The organism is Saccharopolyspora cebuensis (assembly GCF_039542665.1).
Taxonomy (GTDB): Bacteria; Actinomycetota; Actinomycetes; order Mycobacteriales; family Pseudonocardiaceae; genus Saccharopolyspora; species Saccharopolyspora cebuensis.
In genome coordinates, this window is the sequence record NZ_BAABII010000012.1 from 254508 (window position 1) to 274219 (window position 19712).

General features: G+C 73.7%; 20 protein-coding genes. 8 read left to right on the plus strand and 12 right to left on the minus strand.

Going from position 1 to position 19712, the window contains the following annotated elements; genetic code table 11:
* The first annotated feature begins 22 nt into the window (after positions 1-22).
* Entirely contained in the window at positions 23-148 is a 126-nt protein-coding gene (locus ABD976_RS18575) for a hypothetical protein (RefSeq protein WP_345364848.1), read from the plus strand.
* 43 nt (positions 149-191) lie between these two features.
* Positions 192-920 carry an rRNA methyltransferase gene (locus tag ABD976_RS18580; RefSeq protein ID WP_345364849.1) on the plus strand — a complete coding sequence of 243 codons (729 nt, stop codon included), beginning with the start codon at positions 192-194 and terminating at the stop codon, positions 918-920.
* On the opposite strand, the gene ABD976_RS18585 is transcribed toward ABD976_RS18580, so the two are convergent.
* Positions 899-1594 carry a class I SAM-dependent DNA methyltransferase gene (locus ABD976_RS18585; RefSeq protein WP_345364851.1) on the minus strand — a complete coding sequence of 232 codons (696 nt, stop codon included), beginning with the start codon at positions 1592-1594 and terminating at the stop codon, positions 899-901. The genes ABD976_RS18580 and ABD976_RS18585 overlap by 22 nt on opposite strands.
* 96 nt (positions 1595-1690) lie before the next feature.
* Between ABD976_RS18585 and ABD976_RS18590 the strand changes: the two genes are divergently transcribed.
* Entirely contained in the window at positions 1691-2668 is a 978-nt protein-coding gene (locus tag ABD976_RS18590; RefSeq protein WP_345364853.1) for an adenosine deaminase, read from the plus strand.
* A 40-nt stretch (positions 2669-2708) separates the two neighbouring features.
* Here the strand turns inward: ABD976_RS18590 and pobA are convergent, their stop codons facing one another.
* From pobA to ABD976_RS18610, 4 genes are all read right to left on the minus strand, one after another.
* The gene (gene pobA / locus ABD976_RS18595) at positions 2709-3881 is read right to left on the minus strand and encodes a 4-hydroxybenzoate 3-monooxygenase (protein WP_345364855.1); all 1173 of its coding nucleotides are present in this window, start codon (positions 3879-3881) and stop codon (positions 2709-2711) included.
* 149 nt (positions 3882-4030) lie between these two features.
* Positions 4031-4240, minus strand: a complete 210-nt coding sequence (locus ABD976_RS18600; RefSeq protein WP_345364857.1) for a YbdD/YjiX family protein — start codon at positions 4238-4240, stop codon at positions 4031-4033.
* Positions 4237-6366: a carbon starvation CstA family protein gene (locus ABD976_RS18605; RefSeq protein WP_345364859.1), complete on the minus strand. Its 2130-nt coding sequence runs from the start codon at positions 6364-6366 to the stop codon at positions 4237-4239. Before ABD976_RS18605 ends, ABD976_RS18600 begins: the two co-directional genes overlap by 4 nt.
* Positions 6367-6599: 233 nt before the next feature.
* Complete coding sequence (locus ABD976_RS18610; RefSeq protein ID WP_345364861.1) at positions 6600-7424, minus strand: LLM class F420-dependent oxidoreductase; 825 nt, start codon at positions 7422-7424, stop codon at positions 6600-6602.
* Between the two features lie 254 nt (positions 7425-7678).
* Here ABD976_RS18610 and ABD976_RS18615 point away from each other — a divergent pair, with 254 nt between their 5' ends.
* From ABD976_RS18615 to ABD976_RS18625, 3 genes are all read left to right on the plus strand, one after another.
* A complete protein-coding gene (locus ABD976_RS18615; RefSeq protein WP_345364863.1) occupies positions 7679-8170 on the plus strand; it encodes a SigE family RNA polymerase sigma factor in 492 nt (163 codons plus the stop codon).
* Positions 8167-9174 carry a hypothetical protein gene (locus ABD976_RS18620; protein WP_345364865.1) on the plus strand — a complete coding sequence of 336 codons (1008 nt, stop codon included), beginning with the start codon at positions 8167-8169 and terminating at the stop codon, positions 9172-9174. The genes ABD976_RS18615 and ABD976_RS18620 overlap by 4 nt, the downstream gene beginning before the upstream one ends.
* 442 nt (positions 9175-9616) lie before the next feature.
* Entirely contained in the window at positions 9617-10282 is a 666-nt protein-coding gene (locus tag ABD976_RS18625; RefSeq protein WP_345364867.1) for a hypothetical protein, read from the plus strand.
* Here the strand turns inward: ABD976_RS18625 and ABD976_RS18630 are convergent, their stop codons facing one another.
* On the minus strand, positions 10283-11491 hold the full coding sequence (locus tag ABD976_RS18630; RefSeq protein WP_345364869.1) for a hypothetical protein: 1209 nt from the start codon (positions 11489-11491) through the stop codon (positions 10283-10285). It abuts the gene before it with no gap.
* Positions 11492-11840: 349 nt separating this feature from the next.
* Here ABD976_RS18630 and ABD976_RS18635 point away from each other — a divergent pair, with 349 nt between their 5' ends.
* Both ABD976_RS18635 and ABD976_RS18640 read left to right on the plus strand, forming a co-directional pair.
* A complete protein-coding gene (locus tag ABD976_RS18635; RefSeq protein WP_345364871.1) occupies positions 11841-12344 on the plus strand; it encodes a DUF3145 domain-containing protein in 504 nt (167 codons plus the stop codon).
* Between the two features lie 60 nt (positions 12345-12404).
* The gene (locus tag ABD976_RS18640; protein ID WP_345364873.1) at positions 12405-12971 is read left to right on the plus strand and encodes a hypothetical protein; all 567 of its coding nucleotides are present in this window, start codon (positions 12405-12407) and stop codon (positions 12969-12971) included.
* 201 nt (positions 12972-13172) lie between these two features.
* On the opposite strand, the gene ABD976_RS18645 is transcribed toward ABD976_RS18640, so the two are convergent.
* From ABD976_RS18645 to ABD976_RS18670, 6 genes are all read right to left on the minus strand, one after another.
* Positions 13173-14624, minus strand: a complete 1452-nt coding sequence (locus ABD976_RS18645; protein ID WP_345364875.1) for an acyl-CoA carboxylase subunit beta — start codon at positions 14622-14624, stop codon at positions 13173-13175.
* Positions 14625-14706: 82 nt separating this feature from the next.
* Positions 14707-15951 (minus strand): beta-ketoacyl-[acyl-carrier-protein] synthase family protein, encoded by a 1245-nt coding sequence (locus ABD976_RS18650; RefSeq protein WP_345364877.1) that lies wholly within the window; start codon positions 15949-15951, stop codon positions 14707-14709.
* A complete protein-coding gene (locus tag ABD976_RS18655; RefSeq protein WP_345364879.1) occupies positions 15948-16187 on the minus strand; it encodes an acyl carrier protein in 240 nt (79 codons plus the stop codon). Before ABD976_RS18655 ends, ABD976_RS18650 begins: the two co-directional genes overlap by 4 nt.
* Positions 16188-16248: 61 nt before the next feature.
* On the minus strand, positions 16249-17229 hold the full coding sequence (locus ABD976_RS18660; RefSeq protein ID WP_345364881.1) for a beta-ketoacyl-ACP synthase III: 981 nt from the start codon (positions 17227-17229) through the stop codon (positions 16249-16251).
* Entirely contained in the window at positions 17226-18146 is a 921-nt protein-coding gene (locus ABD976_RS18665) for an ACP S-malonyltransferase (protein WP_345364883.1), read from the minus strand. The genes ABD976_RS18660 and ABD976_RS18665 overlap by 4 nt, the downstream gene beginning before the upstream one ends.
* Before the next feature lie 180 nt (positions 18147-18326).
* On the minus strand, positions 18327-19523 hold the full coding sequence (locus ABD976_RS18670; protein WP_345364885.1) for a PucR family transcriptional regulator: 1197 nt from the start codon (positions 19521-19523) through the stop codon (positions 18327-18329).
* Between the last annotated feature and the right edge of the window lie 189 nt (positions 19524-19712).

The following is a 19712-nucleotide window of genomic DNA, read 5'->3' on the forward strand; positions in this document are numbered from 1 at the left end:
CCCCGGCTCGTCTGGACGTCGAATGTTGTTCAAAACGATGATGTTCACCGCGGTCCTGCTCTCCGCCGCGCTGGCCGACGCCGCGGAACCGGTCGATCCGCCGCCCGCCGCCCGCACCGCCGTCGCCCCCGCCTGCCCGGCGCGTTGATCCGGCTAGTCTCGGGCCGACGTATCCGAGCCCCGGGGGAGCCGTGTACCGCTACGCGACCGATCGCCAGGACCACGGCGACCTGGCGGGCGGCAAGGTGCTGCGCTCGGCCCCCGGGATGCCCGGTTTCCCGGTCCGGCTGGCCGACGAGGTGTTCCAGCGGGCCGCCGCGCTGCACGGCGCGGACCGCCCGCCGGTGGTCTGGGACCCGTGCTGCGGCAGCGGCCACCTGCTCACCGCCCTCGGCCTGCTGCACCCCGACCGCATCGCCGCGGTGCTCGCCGGGGACATCGACGAGGCGGCGCTCTCGCTGGCTCGCCGCAACCTCGCGCTGCTCACCGCCGACGGCCTGCGCGAGCGCCGGGACGAGCTCGCCGGGCTGCACCGGGCCCACGGGAAGGACTCGCACCGCGAGGCGGTGGCCGCCGCCGACCGGCTGGCCGCGCGGGTGCGCGGAATCGGTTCAGCCGTCCGCCGCGCCGATGTCTTCGACCCCGCCGAGCTGCGTCCGGCCGTGGCGGGGCACCGGCCGGACCTGGTGATCACCGACGTGCCCTACGGCGAGCTCACCCGGTGGCGCGGAGCCCCGGCCGAACCGGTGGCCGCCCTGGTCCGGTCCGTGGCCGCCGTGCTCGCCGAGGACGCCGTGATCGCGGTGAGCTGCCGGGCCCGCCGGGTGCCACTGGGCGGGCTCCCGGCGGTCGGTTCGCTGAAGGTCGGCCACCGCGCGGTGGCCTTCCTCCGGGCCGGTCAGGTCCGGCGCCAGACGTAGGCGGCGGAGACCGGGTGGCCGCGGTACCGCTCCCACTGGGGCTTCACCGCCAGCCACTCGTCGCCGACCACGCCCTCCCGCAGCTCGGCGAGCTGCCAGCCCGCGCCCAGCGCCGCCGCCACGTGATCGCTGATCAGGTGCAGGTTCGTGGTGATCGCCAGGTCCTCGCCGCTGCGGCTGGTGAAGTGCGTCGGCATCCCGGAGGCCATGATGAAGTGCGGGTGGAAGCTGACCACCGCGAACAGCCCGCCGGGGCGGGCCAGCCGGAACGCCTCCCGGTACAGCGGCGGCAGCTCGCCCAGGTGCTCGTCGATCAGCGAGCAGATCACCAGGTCGTAGGTCGCGTCCGGCAGACCGGTGTCGGTGGCGTCGGCTTCGGCCAGGCTCCGGTGCGCACCGCGGCGGCGCGCCACGTCGAGCATCTCCGGGGTGAGGTCGACCCCGTCGATCGACGCCACCCCGTGCTCGCGCAGCCACCGCCCGGTGCGGCCGGTGCCGCAGCCGAGGTCGGCGGCCTGCCGCACCGCGGCCCAGTCCGGCACCCGGAGCCGGTCCAGCAGCGCGATGTCCATCACGTCCTCGACCGTGTCCTCGTAGGTCGAGACCCACTCGCCGTACCCGGCGCGGACGTCCACGGTGCGGTATCCGCGCTTGTCGAAGGTGGTGAAATCCATTCCGCCGAGTATGGCCGCACCCGTTCCTCCGGCGACACGGGTTTCCCGGCGGCCGTGGTCTACTGGGGCGTCCGGTTCCGAACGAGGAGGTCGTAGTTGCCCGGGTTGTTGATCCCGAAAGCCGAGCTGCACGTGCACATCGAGGGCACGCTCGAACCGGGCCTGGTGTTCGCCTGCGCCCACCGCAACGGGATCGAGCTGCCGTTCGCCGACGTCGAGGACCTGCGCCGCCGCTACGTCTTCGACGACCTCCAGTCCTTCCTGGACCTGTACTACCTGGCGATGGACGTGCTGCGCACCCCGCTGGACTTCACCGAGATGACCGACGAGTACCTGGCCAAGGCCAGCACCCAGGGCGTCAAGCACGCGGAGATCTTCTTCGACCCGCAGGCGCACCTAGACCGCGGCGTGCCGATGGAGGTGATCGTCGAGGGGCTCACCGCCTCGCTGCGCACCTCGTCCGAGCGCTTCGGGATCTCCACCCGGCTGATCGCCTGCTTCCTGCGCGACAAGGGCCCGGAGGCCGCGCTGGCGACCTGGGAGGCGTTGCAGCCGCACCTGGACGTGATCGACGGCGTGGGCCTGGACTCCGCCGAGGTCGGCTACCCGCCCGCGGCGTTCGCCCCGGTCTTCGAGCGGGCCAGGGCGGCGGGCCTGCACCTGGTCGCGCACGCGGGGGAGGAGGGCCCGCCGGAGTACGTCTGGCAGGCCCTCGACGTGCTCGGCGTGGAGCGGGTCGACCACGGCATCCGCTCGGTGGAGGACGCCGAGCTGCTCCGGCGGCTGTCCCGGGAGCGCACCCCGCTGACCGTGTGCCCGTTCTCCAACGTGCGGCTGCGCTGCGTCCCGGACCTGGAGCAGCACCCGCTGCCGGCGCTGCTGGACGCGGGCGTGGTGGTCACCATCAACTCCGACGACCCGGCCTACTTCGGCGGCTACGTCGGGGACAACTACGTCGGCATCCAGCGGGCGCTGGACCTCGACGCCACCGCGGTGCGCGAGCTCGCGGCCCACTCCTTCCAGGCCTCGTTCGTCACCGACGAGGAGCGCCGGGCGCTGCTCGACCTGCTGTGAGCGCGGTGCCCCTGGTGCGGCGCACCAGGGGCACCCGGCCTCAGCGCAGCGGGAGACCGACGTAGTTCTCCGCCAGCGTGGTGGCGGACGCCGCGGAGCGGCCCAGGTAGTCGAACTGCGACCGCTGGAGCCGGCGGTCGAAGGCCGCGTCGGGCCCTTCGAAGCGGTGCGTCATCGAGGTCATCCACCAGGAGAAATGCTGCACCCGCCAGACCCGCTCCAGGCACGCGGCCGAGTAGGTGTCGATGCCCGTCTCGCTGCCGGTGCGGTAGTAGTCGGCGATCGACTCGGCGAGCCGGTCCACATCGGACACCGCGAGGTTGAGGCCCTTGGCGCCGGTGGGCGGCACGATGTGCGCCGAGTCCCCGGCGAGGAACAGCCTGCCGTAGCGCAGCGGCTCGGCGACGAAGCTGCGCATCGCGGTGACGCTCTTGTCGAAGATCGGGCCCTGCTGGAGGGTGAACCCGGGGGCGCCGAGCCGGGTGCTCAGCTCGGCCCAGATCCGCTCGTCGGGCCAGCGGTCCAGCGATTCCTCCGGCGCGACCTGGAGGTACATCCGGCTGATCGTCGCCGAGCGCATGCTCAGCAGCGCGAAGCCGTTGGCGTTGTTGGCGTAGATCAGCTCGTCGCTGGAGGGCGGCACGTCGGCCAGGATGCCCAGCCAGCCGAACGGGTAGACCCGCTCGTAGACGGTCCGCACGTCGGCCGGGATGGCGTCGCGGCAGATGCCGTGGAAGCCGTCGCACCCGGCGACGAAGTCCGCGTGCAGCTCGTGGGGGACGCCCTCGTGGGTGTAGTGCACGACCGGGTCGTCGGTGTCGACGCCCGCCACCCGCACGTCGTCGACCTCGAACAGCACCCGGCCGCCGTCGGCGAGGCGCCGCTCGGTGAGGTCCTTGACGACCTCCTGCTGCCCGTAGACGGTGATCGCGCGCCCGGTCAGCTCCTTGAACGGGATGTGCACCCGGTCCTCGTCGAACTGGATGTGGACGCCGTTGTGCACCTCGCCCTCGCGCCGCATCCGCTCGCCGACCCCGGCTTCGGTGAGCAGGTCGACGGTGCCCTGCTCCAGCACGCCCGCGCGGACCCGCTGCTGCACGTACTCCGCGCTGCGCCGCTCCAGCACGACGGAGTCGACGCCCTGGAGGTGCAGCAGGTGGGAGAGCAGGAGTCCGGCGGGGCCACCGCCCACGATCGCGACCTGTGTGCGCATGGAGTTTCGAACCTTTCCGTGGCTTGGACCACCACACTGTCGCCGGGGGGCATCGCGGTCGCCGACGGTGCCCTTCTGCTGAGCGGAAGCCTCCCGGGGCCTTCCGGCCCGGGCTACCCGCACCGGTGCGGTGGTACGCGTGGCGGTTCTCAGCAGCAGCGGGAGCCGGGGTTGGCCTCCTGCCGGTCGACGTGGCGGCGCCAGAACTCCCGCTCCGGCAGCGGGGCCTCGTCCGGGTGATGCGCGCGGTGGTGGGCGAGGTAGCGCTCGTAGGCGTCCTCGCCCACCACGCCGCGCACGATCCGCCGGGCCGCGCGCACCCCGTCGCGCAGCCCGGCGAGGACCGCTCGCACCGTCATGTCCCCGCGGTCTCCCGCTCCCGCTGGATCCGCCGCTCCTCCGCGGTCGGGATCAGCCCGGACGGCGCCCACAGGGTCGACTCCTGGTAGGGCTCCTCGGTGGTGGGCAGCGGTTCGGACGCGCGCAGCGCCTTGATCCACACCCGGATCGCGTCGACCAGCACCACGATGATCAGCACCGCGAACAGCACGCTGAGCACGCCGGTGACGGTCGAGTTCACCACCACCTGCTGCATGTCCGCGACGCTGTGGGCGCTGCCCTTGCTGGTCTCGCCGGCGTCCAGCGCCGCCTGGTACGCCGCCCGCTGGGCGAAGAACCCGATGCTCGGGTCGGCGGAGAAGATCTTCTGCCAGCTCGCGGTGAGCGTCACCGCCACGTCCCAGGCCAAGGGGACCAGCGTCACCCAGGCGTACTTGGCCTTCCCGGCCTTGATCAGCAACGTGGTGGCCACCGCCAGCGCCACCGCCGCGAGGAGCTGGTTGGCGATGCCGAACAGCGGGAAGAGCTGGTTGATGCCGCCCAGCGGGTCGTTCACCCCGGCCCACAGGAAGTAGCCCCAGGCGCCGACGATGACCGCGCTGGCGATCCAGTTGCCCGGCCGCCAGCTCACGTCCCCGAAGCGCTTCCAGACGTTGCCGACCGTGTCCTGCAGCATGAACCGCCCGACCCGGGTCCCGGCGTCCACCGTGGTCAGGATGAACAGCGCCTCGAACATGACCGCGAAGTGGTACCAGAACGCCTTCATCGCGTCGCCGCCGATGACCTGCGAGAACACTTCGGACAACCCGACCGCGAGGGTCGGGGCGCCGCCGCTGCGGCCGACCAGCGTCTCCTCGTCGACCGCCGCTGCCGCCGCCGCGAGCTGCTCCGGGCTGATCTGGAACCCGATCCCGGCGACCGCCTGGGACGCCGACTCCACCGTGTCGCCGAGCGCGGTGGCGGGCATGTTCATCGCGAAGTACAGGCCGGGGTCGATGATGCAGGCGGCGGCCAGCGCCATGATCGCCACGAACGACTCGGTGAGCATCCCGCCGTAGCCGATGACGCGGACCTGCGACTCCTTCTCCAGCAGCTTCGGCGTGGTGCCCGAGGACACCAGCGCGTGGAAGCCGGACAGCGCACCGCAGGCGATCGTGATGAACACGAACGGGAACAGCGAACCGCTGAACACCGGCCCCTGGCCGTTGAGCGCGAACTCGGTGATCGCCTCGGTCTTCATCATCGGCATCGCGATCAGCAGCGACACCGCCAGCAGCACCACCACGCCGACCTTCATGAAGGTGCTGAGGTAGTCGCGCGGGGCGAGCAGCATCCACACCGGCAGCACCGAGGCGATGAACCCGTAGCCGATCAGCGCGAAGGTGATCTCGTTGGCGCTGAGGGTGAACATCCCGGCCAGCGAGGACTCCGCGACCCAGCCGCCGCCGACGATCGCCAGCATCAGCAGCGCCACGCCGATGACCGAGGTCTCGGTGATCCGGCCGGGCCGGACGTAGCGCAGGTAGAAGCCCATGAACAGGGCGATCGGGATCGTCATCCCGATGGAGAAGGTGCCCCACGGCGAGCCCCGGAGCGCGCCGACCACGACCAGCGCCAGCACCGCGAGCAGGATGATCATGATCGCCAGCACCGCGATCAGCGCGGCGACCCCGCCCACCGGCCCGATCTCGTCGCGGGCCATCTGGCCGAGGCTGCGGCCGTTGCGGCGGGTGGAGAAGAACAGCACCACCAGGTCCTGCACCGCACCGGCGAAGATCACCCCGACGATGATCCAGATGGTGCCCGGCAGGTAACCCATCTGCGCGGCCAGCACCGGACCGACCAGCGGCCCGGCCCCGGCGATCGCCGCGAAGTGGTGGCCGAACAGCACCCGCCGGTCGGTCGGCTGGAAATCGGTGGCGTTGTTCAGCCGTTCAGCGGGGGTGGCCCGGGTGTCGTCGGCGCGCAGCACCTTGTACGTGATGAACCGGGCGTAGAAGCGGTAGGCGATCGCGTACGACGCCAGCGCCGCGAACACCAGCCACGCCGCGGAGATCTCCTCCCCGCGGCTGAGCGCGATCACGCCCCAGGCGACCGCGCCGATGATCGCCACGAGCACCCAGCCGCCGATCTCCTTGGGGCTCATCCTCCGCTTCCGAGCTCCGCTCGGCGAGTCCGTCGTCGTTGCCACCGTCCCGCGACTCCATTCGGTCAGTTCCGCCGCGATGCGCCCTCCGCGCCGCGGACCCGAGCATCGGGCGCGGCCCAGCCGATGTCCACCCCGTGCCCGGGACGTAACCAGGATGTAAGCAGCGGTCGGTACACGCGTGGGCCCCGCCGTCCACGTCGCGTGGTCGACGGGGCCCGGAAGCGGACAGATCAGCCGAAATCGCGCATCAGAGCGGTGTAACCGTCGAGCAGCCGGAGGGTGGTGTCCCGGGGCTCGGTCGGCAGCAGGAACAGCGTGCGGTCCACCCCGGCCTCGGCGTAGGAGGCGATCTCGGCGGCGTCGTCGGGCGCCGAGTACACCGACACCGGAACCCGCCAGCCCGCCCGCTCGCGCACCTCGGCGATCATCGACGCCAGGTCGCCGCTGCCCGCGCGGGGCAGCCAGCCGCCGCCGTACTCGGCGACGCGGGCGCGGGCCCGGTCGCTCTCGCCGCCGACGTAGATCGGCGGGTGCGGGTCCTGGACCGGCTTCGGCCACGCGTACACCGGGTCGAAGTCCACGTGCTCCCCGTGGAACTCGGCCTGCTCCTGGGTCCACAGCGCCCGCATCGCCCGGATCCGCTCGTCCATCAGCGCGCCCCGCGTCCTCGGGTCGGTGCCGTGGTTGCGCATCTCCTCGCGGTTCCACCCCGCGCCGATGCCGAAGATCGCCCGCCCGCCGGAGACCAGGTCCAGCGAGGCGACCTCCTTGGCGGTGGTGATCGGGTCGCGCTCGACCACCAGCGCGATGCCGGTGGCCAGCAGCAGGTTCTCGGTCACCGAGGCCATGGCGCCGAGCGCGACGAACGGGTCCAGGGTGCGGTAGTAGATCCGCGGCAGCTCCCCACCGCCCGGGTACGGCGACTCCCGGCTCGCCGGGATGTGGGTGTGCTCGGCGAGGAAGACGGCGTCGAACCCGCGCTCCTCCAACGCCCGCCCGAGGTCCGCGGGCCTGATCCCCTCGTCGGTGATGAACGTCGAAACCCCGAACCGCATCAGGTATTCCTCCCATCGCGAGTCAACGGGGCCGACGGTAGTGCAGCCGGGTGGGACGAGCACGGTCGTCTGTCTCGAAGCGGCCACGGCGATGATCTTCGGCGGGGACCGCCGGTAGGCTCCCCCGGGCCCGGAAAACGCGGAAAACTCCGGTCCGGTCACAACCGTGGAGGGGATCTCGCGCGTCGTGCAGGGATGTGACGGTGTCGATCGCAGCGCCCGCGACCGCCTGGTCGGGCGACGGGCTGACGGCCATGGATGACTTGACGGACAGGCTGACCGCCCTCTACCAGGAGCACTACCGGCAACTGCTGCGGATCGCGCTGCTGCTGGTGGACGACCGCGCGTCGGCCGAGGACATCGTGCAAGACGCCTACGTCCGCGTGTTCGACTCCCGGAACCGGCTGCGCGACCCGGACAAGGCCCTGGCGTTCCTGCGCCAAGCGGTGCTCAACCGGGCCCGCTCGACCCTGCGGCGCAGGCAGATCGCCAAGAAGTACCAGCCGAAGCTGGCGACCGCCGACGCCCAGCCCGACGACACCGGCCGCGGGGTGGACCGCGCGGTGCTCACCGCGGCGCTGGCCCAGCTCCCCCGGCGGCAGCGCGAGGCGATCGTGCTGCGCTACTACGCCGACCTGAGCGAGGCGCGCACCGCGGAGCTGATGGGATGCAGCGCGGGTTCGGTCAAGTCCTACTGCTCGCGCGGCGTCGCGCGGTTGTCGGAGCTGCTCGGGAAGCGGGTGTGAACGGCACGATGGTCACCGATGACGAAGCGCGGGTGCGCGCGCTGCTGCACGCCGCGGTGGACGACGTCGAACCCCGGCCCGACGCGCTGCCCCGACTGCTCGCCGCCACCCGCCGCCACCGCTCGCCGCGGCGCCGGGTCCTGCTCGGCGCCGGCAGCGCGGTCGCGGCCACCGCGGCGCTGCTGCTGGTGCTGGTGGTGTTCCCGACCGGTCAGCGCACCGCCCCGGTGAGCATCGGTCCGCACGGCTACCTCGCGATCACCGACCTCGGCGTGGTGTCGGTGTTCGACGTGGACTCCGGGCAGCGGCAGCGGGAGCTCGGCCGGGTCGACGGCGGTGCCGCCGGACCGGTGGCCGGCTCGCCCGAGCGGTTCTTCGCCCTGGTGGACGGGCACGTCGTCGCCGGCGGCGCCGACGGCGAGCTGCGGAGGCTGCCCGGCACCGCCACCGGCCAGGTGCTCACCGCCGAAGGCGACCGGGTCGCCTACCTCGACGGCGGCGCGGTGGTGGTCGCCGACCCCGCGCAGCGGCGGGTGCCCATCCCGCCCGGGACCGCCGTGCTCGACCTGGCGCTCGCCGAGGACGGGCGCCTCGCCGTGCTCCTGGCCGATCCGGCGGGCGACGTCGGCATCCGGGTGCTGCCCGCCGGAGCGGCGGATTTCGCGGCGGCGGGCGAGATCGACGTGCTCGGCGACTGCGGACCGCTGTCGGTGACCTGGACCGGCGGGGACGTCGCGGCGCTGCTGCCGGTCAGCTGCGGCTCGGCGGACTCCCGGGTGGCCACCTTCGACGCGGAGACCGGCAGGCGGCTCGGCGGCGGCGTCGCCTTCGAGACCGGCCCGCTGCACCCGGGTTCCGTGCAGCTGTCCACCGACCGGCTCGGCCGGTTCCTGGTCTCCACCGCGGGAACCGGGCAATGGCTGGTCGACGGCGGGCTGATCCGGCCGCTGCCCCCGGCGTGCGCGCCAGGGGGGCAATGCGCCCAAACCCCCTCTTCTTTTTGAGGTGGGGGTGTGGTGGTCCCGTTGCTTGGCGGTGCGGGTGGCGGAACCTCAGCGGCCTTCTCGCTCCGGGCGCCCCTTCTCATGTATGCCAATACACAGCGGCGGGGCGTCCTCGCGAGAAGGCCGCTGAGAACCCGCGGCGGTGCCGGTGGCGAGGGTGGGGCAAAGCGAAAACGGCTGAAGCCGTTTGCCTGACGGTGGTTGCGGTGGTGCGTGCGTGGGCCGTGAGCGGCTTCGCCGCTTGGCTGGTGGTGGCGTGCTCGCTTGCGCCGGGTGCCTTGCCTCGGCTGCTGGTGGCGACCTCGGCTTCCGGGGTTTCGGGGGTTGCTGTGCCGGTCCGGTGAATGGTCTCGCCCGGTGGTGCGGTGGGGACCTCTCGGCGGTTCCCCCGTCGCGGGATCTCCGACATCATGAGGCGCTCGGTCGGCGGAGGCGGGGTGCGGTGCGAGCACAGCAGCGGGGAGAACTGGTGCGGTTGTGCCGGGCCGCGCTCGACCGGCCGCGCTGGCAGCAGGTGCTCGCCTTCGTCGTCTCGCTGTGGGCGCTGGCGTGGATCGTCGCCCAGTTCGTCGTGCCGGAGCGGGACACCACCGCGCTCGCCGTGCTCGGCGAGTTCGCCGACCGGACCGGGCTGGCGGGGGAGTGGGTGCAGCGGCTCGCGGCGTCCTGGTACGACACCGGCGCCGGACTGGCCGCCTTCGGCGGGCTGCTGTGGGCGGCGACCACCGAACGCGGGCAGGGCCCGGCGCTGCTGGGCTGGCTCGCGGTGATGCTCTCCGCCGAACGGCTCGGCTACCAGCCCGCGATCCTGGTGGCGCTGGCGACGCTGGTGGGGTTCGTGGCCCTGCTCTGGGTCGCCTCGCTCACCAGCGCGGGCATGCCGGACCGGCGCTCCGGGCTGCGCCCGCGCGACGTGCTGCGCGCCGGGGTGACGGCGGCGGCGCTGACCGCCGTGGTCCCGCTGTTCGCGCCGCTGCTGGTGCTGTGCCGGCTGGTCCGGCCGTACCTGACCAAGGCGCCCCGGTTGCTGCCGCCGGGCGACGCGGCCCCGGCGCGCGGCGGGTGGACCCGGGTGCGCGCCGACGACGAGGAACCAGGTCCGCGCTGATCACAGCGGTAGCCGCAGGCCGCGCTCGACCGCGGTGCGCAACGCGACGTCCTCGGGCGCCGACGGGCCGTCGCCCCAGACCGCCCGCACCACCCGGACCCGCGCACCGGTCTGCTGCACCGCTCGGGCGGCGTCGTCGAACTCCGCCCCGTTCCCGGTGAGCGGCACGCCGACCTGGCCGGTGCCGGGCTGCTGGGCGAGTTCCCGCAACTCCGCCGCCGACCGCTCGTCCCCGGTGTCCACCGAGGTCACCGCCACCACCACCGGGCGGCCGTCGGTCCGGGTCGCGAAGCGGGCCCGGGACACCTCGCGGCACGGGTGCTCGGCGAACCAGGCCTGCACGTCGCCGGAGGACACCGCCACGCAGTCGGTGCCCCGCCGCGCCGCGTGCTCGACGAACCCCACCCCGTCCACCTGCCGCACCGCCCGCGCGGGCGCTGCCGGCTCGGGCCCGCCGGTCAGCAGCACCACGAGGACCGCCGCGCAGGCCAGCACCACCGCCGCGACCGCGCCGCCCAGGACGGAGCGGCGGCGGGACAGCGGTCGCCGCGGGGCGGCGCGCACCTTCGGCAGCAGGACGGTCTCGGTGGTGCCGAGGTCGTCGTCGCCGGTGTCGGCGAAGCCCTCGGCGACGAGCTCGGCGGCGCTGAGGTCGATGCCGCCGTCCAGCGCGCGCAGCAACCGGTGCGCGGCGGCGGCCGGGCAGGTGCGTTCGTAGGTGGCGAGCTCCCGGGCGGCGGCCAGCACCGACGTCGTGGTCGGCGAGAGCACCCGCAGACCCCGGTGCAGGTCGGTGGTCGGCTGCGTGACCTGGGCGGCGTAGGGGCCGACGGCGACCACCGCCGCGACCGGCAGCGGTTCGACGCCCCGCGCCTGCAGGCCCCGGGCCAGCGCGGCGGCCGATTCCAGCGCCTCCAGCCCGGGGTTGGCGGCGCCGTCGCGCACCAGCGGCCAGCCGTCGACCGTCCACGGCGTCCGCAGCGGGGCTTCCAGCTTGGTGGCGGGTTCGCCGAGATCGGCGCCGAGCACCACGACCACCCCGCGCGGCAGCACCAGCACCGCGTCCAGCGGGCGCGGTGCGCCCAGCGGGGCGCAGCCGAACACCGCGACGCCGCCGAGCACCGATTCGCCCTCGCCCCACGCGGTGACGGCGGCGCGGACGTCGGCTCCCACCGCGCTGGGTTCGGCGTCGAGCCGCACCAGTCGCACGACGACCTCCTCTCCGCGGCCGCCGGTGCGGCCACGGAGCACGGTAGTCGGACACGTCCGGGCGTGTCCGGGGGTTCCGCCGTTCGTCCGTTCGAGTGGTATCCGTCGTGCCGTGCCGCCGTTGCGGTGACGGTCGGCGCTCCCCCGCGCACCTGCCCGGATCTGCGACGACCGCCGATCGGAGGCCGCCACCGCGGGACCGGCCGGGCCGCCGCGCCACCGGTGCGGATGCCCGCGTTGGTGTGGCGGGAGGTTCCACCCGCATAGCAGAATGACGCCGCACCTGGTGATCGCGGTGTTCGAGAGGTCGTAGGGGAAGACGTTCCTCGTCGAACAGCGGAGGTCAGCAGTGAGCACCCGTGGCAGCACCGGTGGCGTGATCTACGTCCACTCGTCGCCGTCTGCGGTCTGCCCGCACGTCGAGTGGGCGATCTCTGGCGCGCTCGGTGGGCGGAAGGAACTCCGCTGGACGGCCCAACCCGCCGCACCCGGACAACTCCGCGCGGAATGCGCGTGGACGGGTGAGCCGGGTACCGCGGCACGCCTCGTCACCGCCCTGCGCGCGTGGCCGATGCTGCGGTTCGAGGTCACCGAGGACGCCAGCCCGGGCGTGGACGGCCAGCGGTTCTGCCACGCACCCGGTCTGGGGCTCTGGCGCGCCTGCACCAGCGCCAACGGCGACATCGTGGTGGGCGAGGACCAGCTCCGCGCGCTCGCGGCCACCAGCCGGGGCCCGGAATCGTTCGCCCACCGCGTCGAGCAGCTCCTCGGCGCCGCGTGGGACGACGCCCTCGAACCGTTCCGCCGGGCGGGCGACGGCGCCCCGGTCACCTGGCTGCACCGGGTGGGCTGACCGGGACGGCTTCGGGGAGAGCCCGCACGAGCCGCGGCGGCGGTGTGCGAAGCTCGGCGGGTGCGTTCTTGGCTGAAGTGGGCCGTTCCGACGACGGCGCTGGTGCTCGCGGCCGCGATCGGCGGCGGGCTGCTCGCCCGCGAGCAGTACGGCACGTCCGTCCAGGGCATCACCCCGGCGAGTCCCGAACCGGTCGCGCCGGAGCCGGTCCCGGGCGGGCTGGCGTTCACCGCAGACGCCGCCGCGCATCCCGACCAGGGCATCGTGCGCGCGCTGCTGGAGGTCCACTTCGACGCGATCAACGGGCGGGACTACGACGGCTGGAAGTCCACGGTGGTCCCGGCGAAGTGGCGGGAGCAGCCGCGCGACGAGTGGTTGCGGGCGTACCGGACCACCCACGACAGCGACGTGGTGGTGCACCGCATCGAGCGGACCCCGGACGGCACGTTGCGCGTGCTGCTCACCTTCACCAGCACCCAGGACCCCGCGCAAGCGCCGCCCCAGCTCGCCGAGCCCTGCATCCGCTGGCGGGTGGTCTACCCGCTGGTCCCCGACGAGGGCGGGCTGCGGCTCGACATCAACCGCTTCCCGGGCAGCGCCCTGCTCGACCCCTGCCGACCCGAGTGAGGGGCACCATCTGGGAGTAAGGACGGCTTTCGCCGATGGTGTGCGTGGCGGTGCGGGTGGCGGAACCTCAGCGGTCCCCTCGCTCCGGGAGCCGTTCGGCGAGGTACCAACGACGTACCCGGCGTCACGGCTGTCCTCGCGAGAAGACCGCTGAGCGGCACCGTCCGAGCACGGGCGGCCCTCACTCGGGACCGAGGTGGTTCAGAGCGGGATGTTGGTGTGCGCGCCGCGCCCGGCGGGAGCGGCGGCGAGGGCTTCGGCGATCCGGCGCCGCGTCGTGGACGGGTCGATGACCTCGTCGACCACGCCGATCGACATCGCCCGGCCGACCCCGCCGGCCACCCGCTGGTGCTCCTCGGTGAGCCGGTTCTGCAGCTCCTCGCGCTCCTCCTCCGGCGCGGCGGCCAGCTCCTTGCGGTGCAGCACGCCGACGGCGGCCTTGGCGCCCATCACCGCGACCTCGGCCTCCGGCCAGGCGAACACGGCGGTCGCCCCGAGGGCGCGGGAGTTCATCGCGATGTAGGCGCCGCCGTAGGACTTGCGGGTCACCAGGGTCACCCGGGGCACCACCGCCTCGCCGAAGGCGTGCAGCAGCTTCGCGCCGCGCCGCACCACGCCGCCCCACTCCTGGCCGACGCCCGGCAGGTAGCCCGGCACGTCGACGAGCACCAGCAGCGGCACCCCGAAGGAGTCGCACATCCGCACGAAGCGGGCCGCCTTCTCCGCCGACAGCGAGTCCAGGCAGCCGCCCTTGCGCAGCGGGTTGTTCGCGATCACCCCAACGGTCCGGCCGCCGAGGCGGCCCAGCCCGACCACCACGTTCGGCGCCCACTTGGCCTGGAGCTCCTCGAACTCCGCCGCGACCACGGTGCCGTCGTCGTCCTCGGTGTGGTCCAGCAGGCCCCGGATCACCGGCTTGACGTCGTAGGCCCGCTGCGGGCGGTCCGGCAGCAGCCCGCGCAGGTCGCGGCCCTCCTGGACCGAGTGCAGGTCGAACAGGCCCGGCTGGGCGAACAGCCCGGCCAGCCGCCGCGCCCGCGCGTAGGCGTCCGGCTCGTCGTCGGCGACCACGTGCACGACCCCGGACTTGGCGCCGTGCGCCTCCGCACCGCCCAGGCCCTCCTGGTCGATCTCCTCACCGGTGACGCTGCGGACCACGTCGGGGCCGGTGACGAAGACGCGACCCGCCGGGGCCATCACGACCACGTCGGTCAGCGCCGGGCCGTAGGCCGCGCCGCCCGCCGCCGGGCCGACCACCACCGAGATCTGCGGCACCCGACCGGACGCGCGGATCATCGCGGCGAACATCTGGCCCATGCCGTCCAGCGACTCCACGCCCTCGGGGATGCGCGCCCCGCCCGAGTGCCAGACGCCGATCACCGGGCAGCGCTCGCGCACCGCCAGGTCGATGGCGTCGACGATGTGCCCGCAGCCCTCGGAGCCCAGCGCGCCGCCCATCCGGGTGCCGTCGCTGCAGTACGCGATGACCTTCGCGCCGTCGATCCGGCCGCGCGCGGCGACCATCCCGCTGCCGTCCCTCGGGTGCAGCGGCTCGACCGATCCGGGGTCGAGGAGCTGCTCGAGCCGGACGTCGGGATCCCGCGGATCGCGGTGCTGCTGCTCGGTTTCGGGCCGGGTGGCGAGAGCGGTCATCGGTGTTCCTCCGGGAGGTGCGGTGGACAGGCTCGGTGGGCCGGCGGGCCGCACGAGCGGTGGGCTCGTGCGGCCCGGGGCGTCAGGCCCGGGTGAAGGCGAGCGCGACGTTGTGCCCGCCGAAGCCGAAGGCGTTGTTGAGCGCCGCGGTCTGCTCGACGTACCGGGGCTTGTCGGCCACGACGTCGAGGTCGACCTTCGGGTCCAGCGAATCCAGGTTCCGGGTCGCCGGGATCAGGCCGTGCCGCAGCGACAGGACGGTCATGATGCTCTCGACCGCTCCCGCGCCGCCGACCAGATGGCCCAGCGAGCCCTTCGGCGCGGTGACCACGGCGTCGTCGCCGACCGCCTGGCGCACCGAGTTCGCCTCGCCCACGTCACCCACCACGGTGGAGGTCGCGTGCGCGTTGACGTGACCGATGTCGGACGGGGCCAGCTCGGCGGTGCGCAGCGCCCGGCGCATCGCGTTGATCTGGCCGATGCCGTCCGGGTGGCTGCCGGTGATGTGGTAGGCGTCGGAGGTGATGCCCACCCCGGCCAGCGTGCCGTAGACCCGGGCACCGCGCGCCGCGGCGTGCTCGGCGCTCTCCAGGACGACCACCCCGGCGCCCTCGCCCATCACGAACCCGTCCCGGTCGACGTCGAAGGGCCGCGAGGCGCGGTCCGGCTCGTCGTTGCGGGTGCTCAGGGTCCGGGCCTGGGAGAAGCCGGCCACGGTGACCGGGTGGATGCACGCCTCGGCACCGCCCGCCACCACCACGTCGGCCAGGCCCTGCCGGATCATGTCCCAGCCCTTGGCCAGTCCTTCGGCGCCGGAGGCGCAGGCCGACGCGGGGGAGTGGACCCCCGCCCGGGCCCGCAGGTCCAGGCTGACGTGGGCCGCCGGGCCGTTGGGCATCAGCATCGGCACGGTCAGCGGCGAGACCTTGCGCAGCCCCCCGGTCTCCAGCAGGTCGTCCTGCTGGAGCAGCGTCAGCGGCCCGCCGACGCCGGTGCCGATCGACACGCCGAGCCGGTCGGGGTCGACCGGCTCCGCGTCGTCGCCGGGCAGCTCGTAGCCCGCGTCCGCCCACGCCTCGCGGGCGGCGATCAGCGCGACGGCCTCGCAGCGGTCCAGCCGGCGGAGCTGCACGCGCGGCAGCACCTCGGCGGGGTCCACGGCCAGCGGCGCGCCGATCGCGGTGGGCAGCTCGTAGCGCTCGACCCACTCGACGTCGAGCCGCTGGACGCCGGTGTGCCCGTTGAGCAGTCCGTCCCAGGTGGACGCGACGTCACCGCCGAGCGGTGTCGTCGCGCCCAGCCCGGTGATCACGACATCCGTGGTCATTTCTTGTTGACGATGTAGTTCACCGCATCGCCGACGGTCTTGAGGTTGGCCAGCTCGTCGTCCGGGATCTTGACCCCGAACTTGTCCTCGGCCTGCACCGCGATCTCGACCATCGACAGGGAGTCGATGTCGAGGTCGTCCACGAAGGACTTGTCGACGGTGACGCCCGCGGCGTCGACCCCGGCGACCTCCTCGACGATGCCGGCCAGTCCCTTGGTGATTTCCTCGTTCGACACGGGTGTTCCTTCCTTGTTCCTGCGCTGGAGATGGGTTTTCGGGCCGCGCGGACGCGGTTCGTCAGGGGCAGACGACGACCTGTCCCGCGTAGGACAGACCGGCGCCGAAGCCCACGAGCAGCAGCACGTCCCCGCTGGAGATCTCACCGGCGGCGCGCATGTGGTCGATGGCCAGCGGGATCGAAGCGGACGACGTGTTGCCGGAGTAGACGATGTCACGAGCCACCACGAGGTCCTCGCGGGCACCCTGGCCCTGGAGCTTCTTCGCGATCGCCTCGACGATGCGCAGGTTCGCCTGGTGCGGGACCAGCACGTCGATGTCGGAGAGCTCCAGCCCGGCGGCGGCCACGGCGCGCGCGGCGACCGGCGCGATCTGCGTGGTGGCCCACCGGAAGACCGACTGGCCCTCCTGGTAGATGTACTTCTGGTCGCGCAAGTAGATGGTGTCGGCCAGGTCGCCGGCGCTGCCCAGCACCGCCGGGCCCAGACCGGCCCGCTCGCCCGCGCCGACCACGGTGGCCCCGGCGCCGTCGGCGAAGATGATGCAGTTCGCCCGGTCCTCCCAGTCCAGCCACTCCTGGAACCGCTCGGAGCCGACCACCAGCACGTTGCGCGCCGAGCCGGCGCGCACCGCGTCGGAGGCCACCGACAGCGCGTAGACGAACCCGGCGCAGGCGGCGTTGACGTCGAAGGCGCCCTGGGACTTGATCCCGATCTGGTCGGCGACCTGCGCGGCGGCGTTGGGGATCTGGCCGGGCATCGTGCAGGTCGCCACGATCACCTGGTCCACGTCGGAGGGGGCCAGCCCGGCATCGGCGATCGCCTTGGAACCGGCCTCCACCGCCATCGCCACCACGGTCTGGTCCGGGTCGCCGAGGCGGCGGTGCACGATGCCGACGCGCTGCTGGATCCACTCGTCGTTGGTGTCCACGACCTTCGCGAGGTCGTGGTTGGTGACCACCCGGTTGCCCTGGGTGCTGCCGAAGCCGAGCAGCGCGCTGCCGCCGGGCGCGGTGGTCTGGGTGAGGGCGGGGTGGCTCATGCGGCGCTCCCGAGGAGTTCGGCGGCCTTGTCGAGATCGGCCGGGGTCTTCAGCGCCACGGTCTGGGTGCCCTTGAGCTCGCGGCGCACCATGCCGCTCAGCGCACCCGCGGGCGGGAGTTCGACGGTGGCGGTGACGCCCCGCTCGCCGAGCGCCGCCATGCACAGGTCCCACCGCACCGGCCGGGTGACCTGGTCGACCAGCCGCCGGAGGACCTCGGCGCCGTCGGAGACCACCGCGCCGTCGGCGTTGGACAGCAGCGGCATCCCGGCGTCGGTGGCGCGCACCTTGTCGGCGTGGCGGGCCAGGGCGTCCTTGGCCGGGGCCATGAAGCGGGTGTGGAAGGCGCCGGCCACCGGCAGCGGGCGGACCCGGGCTCCGTCCGGCGGTTCCTCGGCGAGTTCGGTCAGCGCGGAGGCGCGGCCCGCGGCGACGATCTGCCCGGCGCCGTTGCGGTTGGCCGGGTCGAGGCCGAGCGACTCCAGGTGGCCCACCACCGCATCGGGGTCACCGCCGAGCAGGGCGGACATGCCGGTGGGCTCCAGCGCGCACGCGGCGGCCATCTCGGAGCCGCGGACGGCGGCCAGCGACACGGCGTCGTCGGTGCTCAGCGAGCCCGCGATGGCCGCGGCGGCGAGTTCCCCGACGGAGTGCCCGGCGACCGGGGTGTCCGCGGGCAGCGCGACGCGGTCCCGCAGCGCCTCGGCGGCGATCAGCGACGCGGCCACCACCAGCGGCTGGGTGACGGCGGTGTCCTTGATCTCATCGGCGTCGGCGGTGGTGCCGAGGCGGACCAGGTCGAGTCCGGTCAGCTCGGACCAGGCGGCGAGGCGTTGCTCGACACCGTCCAGTTCGAGCCACGGGCTGAGCATCCCGGGGGTCTGCGAGCCCTGTCCGGGGGCGAGAAGCGCGATCACCCTTGCTACTGAACACGTCCGCCGGGGGTCCCCGTGATGCTGCGGCGAACGAACTCGGGCGGCCAATGTTGTGGGGTGTCTACAACGGCCCCTCGTCCGTGGCCCCCTACGAGGGTGAATCGTTGTCGGTTGTGTCCGGGTCGTGATCGGAATGTGAACAAAATTCGCGTAACGCGGGGCTCACCACAGGCCGCGCGCCTTGGCCAGCCGGCCCACCCCGAGCGCCACCCGCAGCACGTGCGCGTCCCGGGCGTTCGACGGCACCCGGCCGGTGAGCTCGGCGACCCGCCGCAGCCGGTACCGGACCGTGTTCGGGTGCACGAAGAGCTGCCGGGCGCAGTTCTCCAGCACGCCGCCGACCTCCAGGTAGGTGTCGACGGTCTCCAACAGCGCGCCGCCGGAGTCCACCAGCGGGAGCACGATGTTCTCCACGAGCTGCCGCTCCGACTCCGGGTCGCCCGCCAGCGCGCGCTCCGGCAGCAGGTCGGCGGAGGGCACCGGGCGGGGCGCCCCGGGCCAGGCCACCACGGCGCGCAGCGCCGACATCGCGTCCCCGGCCGACCGGTGCGCCTCGGCCAGGCTCGACACCGTCGGCCCCGCCACCACCGGCCCCTCGCCGAAGGCCTCCGCCAGCCCGGCCGCCGCCTCCTGCTCGCGGGACCCCGCGGTGCCGAACACGACCACCAGCCGGCTGCCCTGCACGCCCAGCAGCACCGCGCACCCCACCCGGGCCGCCCGCGCGCGCACCTTGTAGACGATCGTCGGCGGATCTTCCGACGGCGCGTTGCCGACCAGCACGGTGGCCTCCGAACCCGGGTCCCAGCCCAGCGCGGCGGCCCGGGACAGCAGCGACTCCTCCGCGTCACCCCGGACGATGCCGTCCACCACCAGCGCCTCCAACCGGGCGTCCCAGGCGCCCCGGGACTCGGCCGCGGCGGCGTAGGAGGTGGCGGCGGCGAAGGCGATCTCCCGGGTGAACCGCAGGATCGACTCGCGCAGCAGCCCCTGCTGGGCCTCGTCGTCGGCGACCTCGGGCAACCGCTGCTCGAAGACGTCGATGGCCACCCGCACCAGCTCCAGCGTCTGCCGGAGGCTGACCCAGCGGGACAGCTCCCGCGGCGTCGAGCGGAAGGCCTCGGTGGTCAGCCGGATCGCCTCGGTCGGGTCCTGCAACCAGGCCACGAAGTTGGCCACGCCGGTCTGGGTGACCAGTTGCACGCTGGCCCGCTCGTCGGCGGGCAGCCGCTGGAACCAGGGCAGCCGCTGCTCCATCGCGGCGATGCTGGCCGCGGCCAGCCCGCCCGATGCCCGCTCGAGCCGGCGCAGGGTGGCCGGGGTGATCTCCGGTGCGCCACCGTCTGCCCGTTCCTCGCTCATGGTTCCAGAATCCCACGTCGCGGCGACGCCCCGAGCGGGCCACCGGGTCGGCCGCGCCGCCGCACGTCGGCCCGCGCTGGGCCGAACGGGCGGTGCGCGCACACCCGTTGGGGCGGTACCCGGGCTTTTTCACGCACTTGGGCGTGGCTCTCCGCGCACCCGCCGCGACACCATGTGGTGACGTCGATC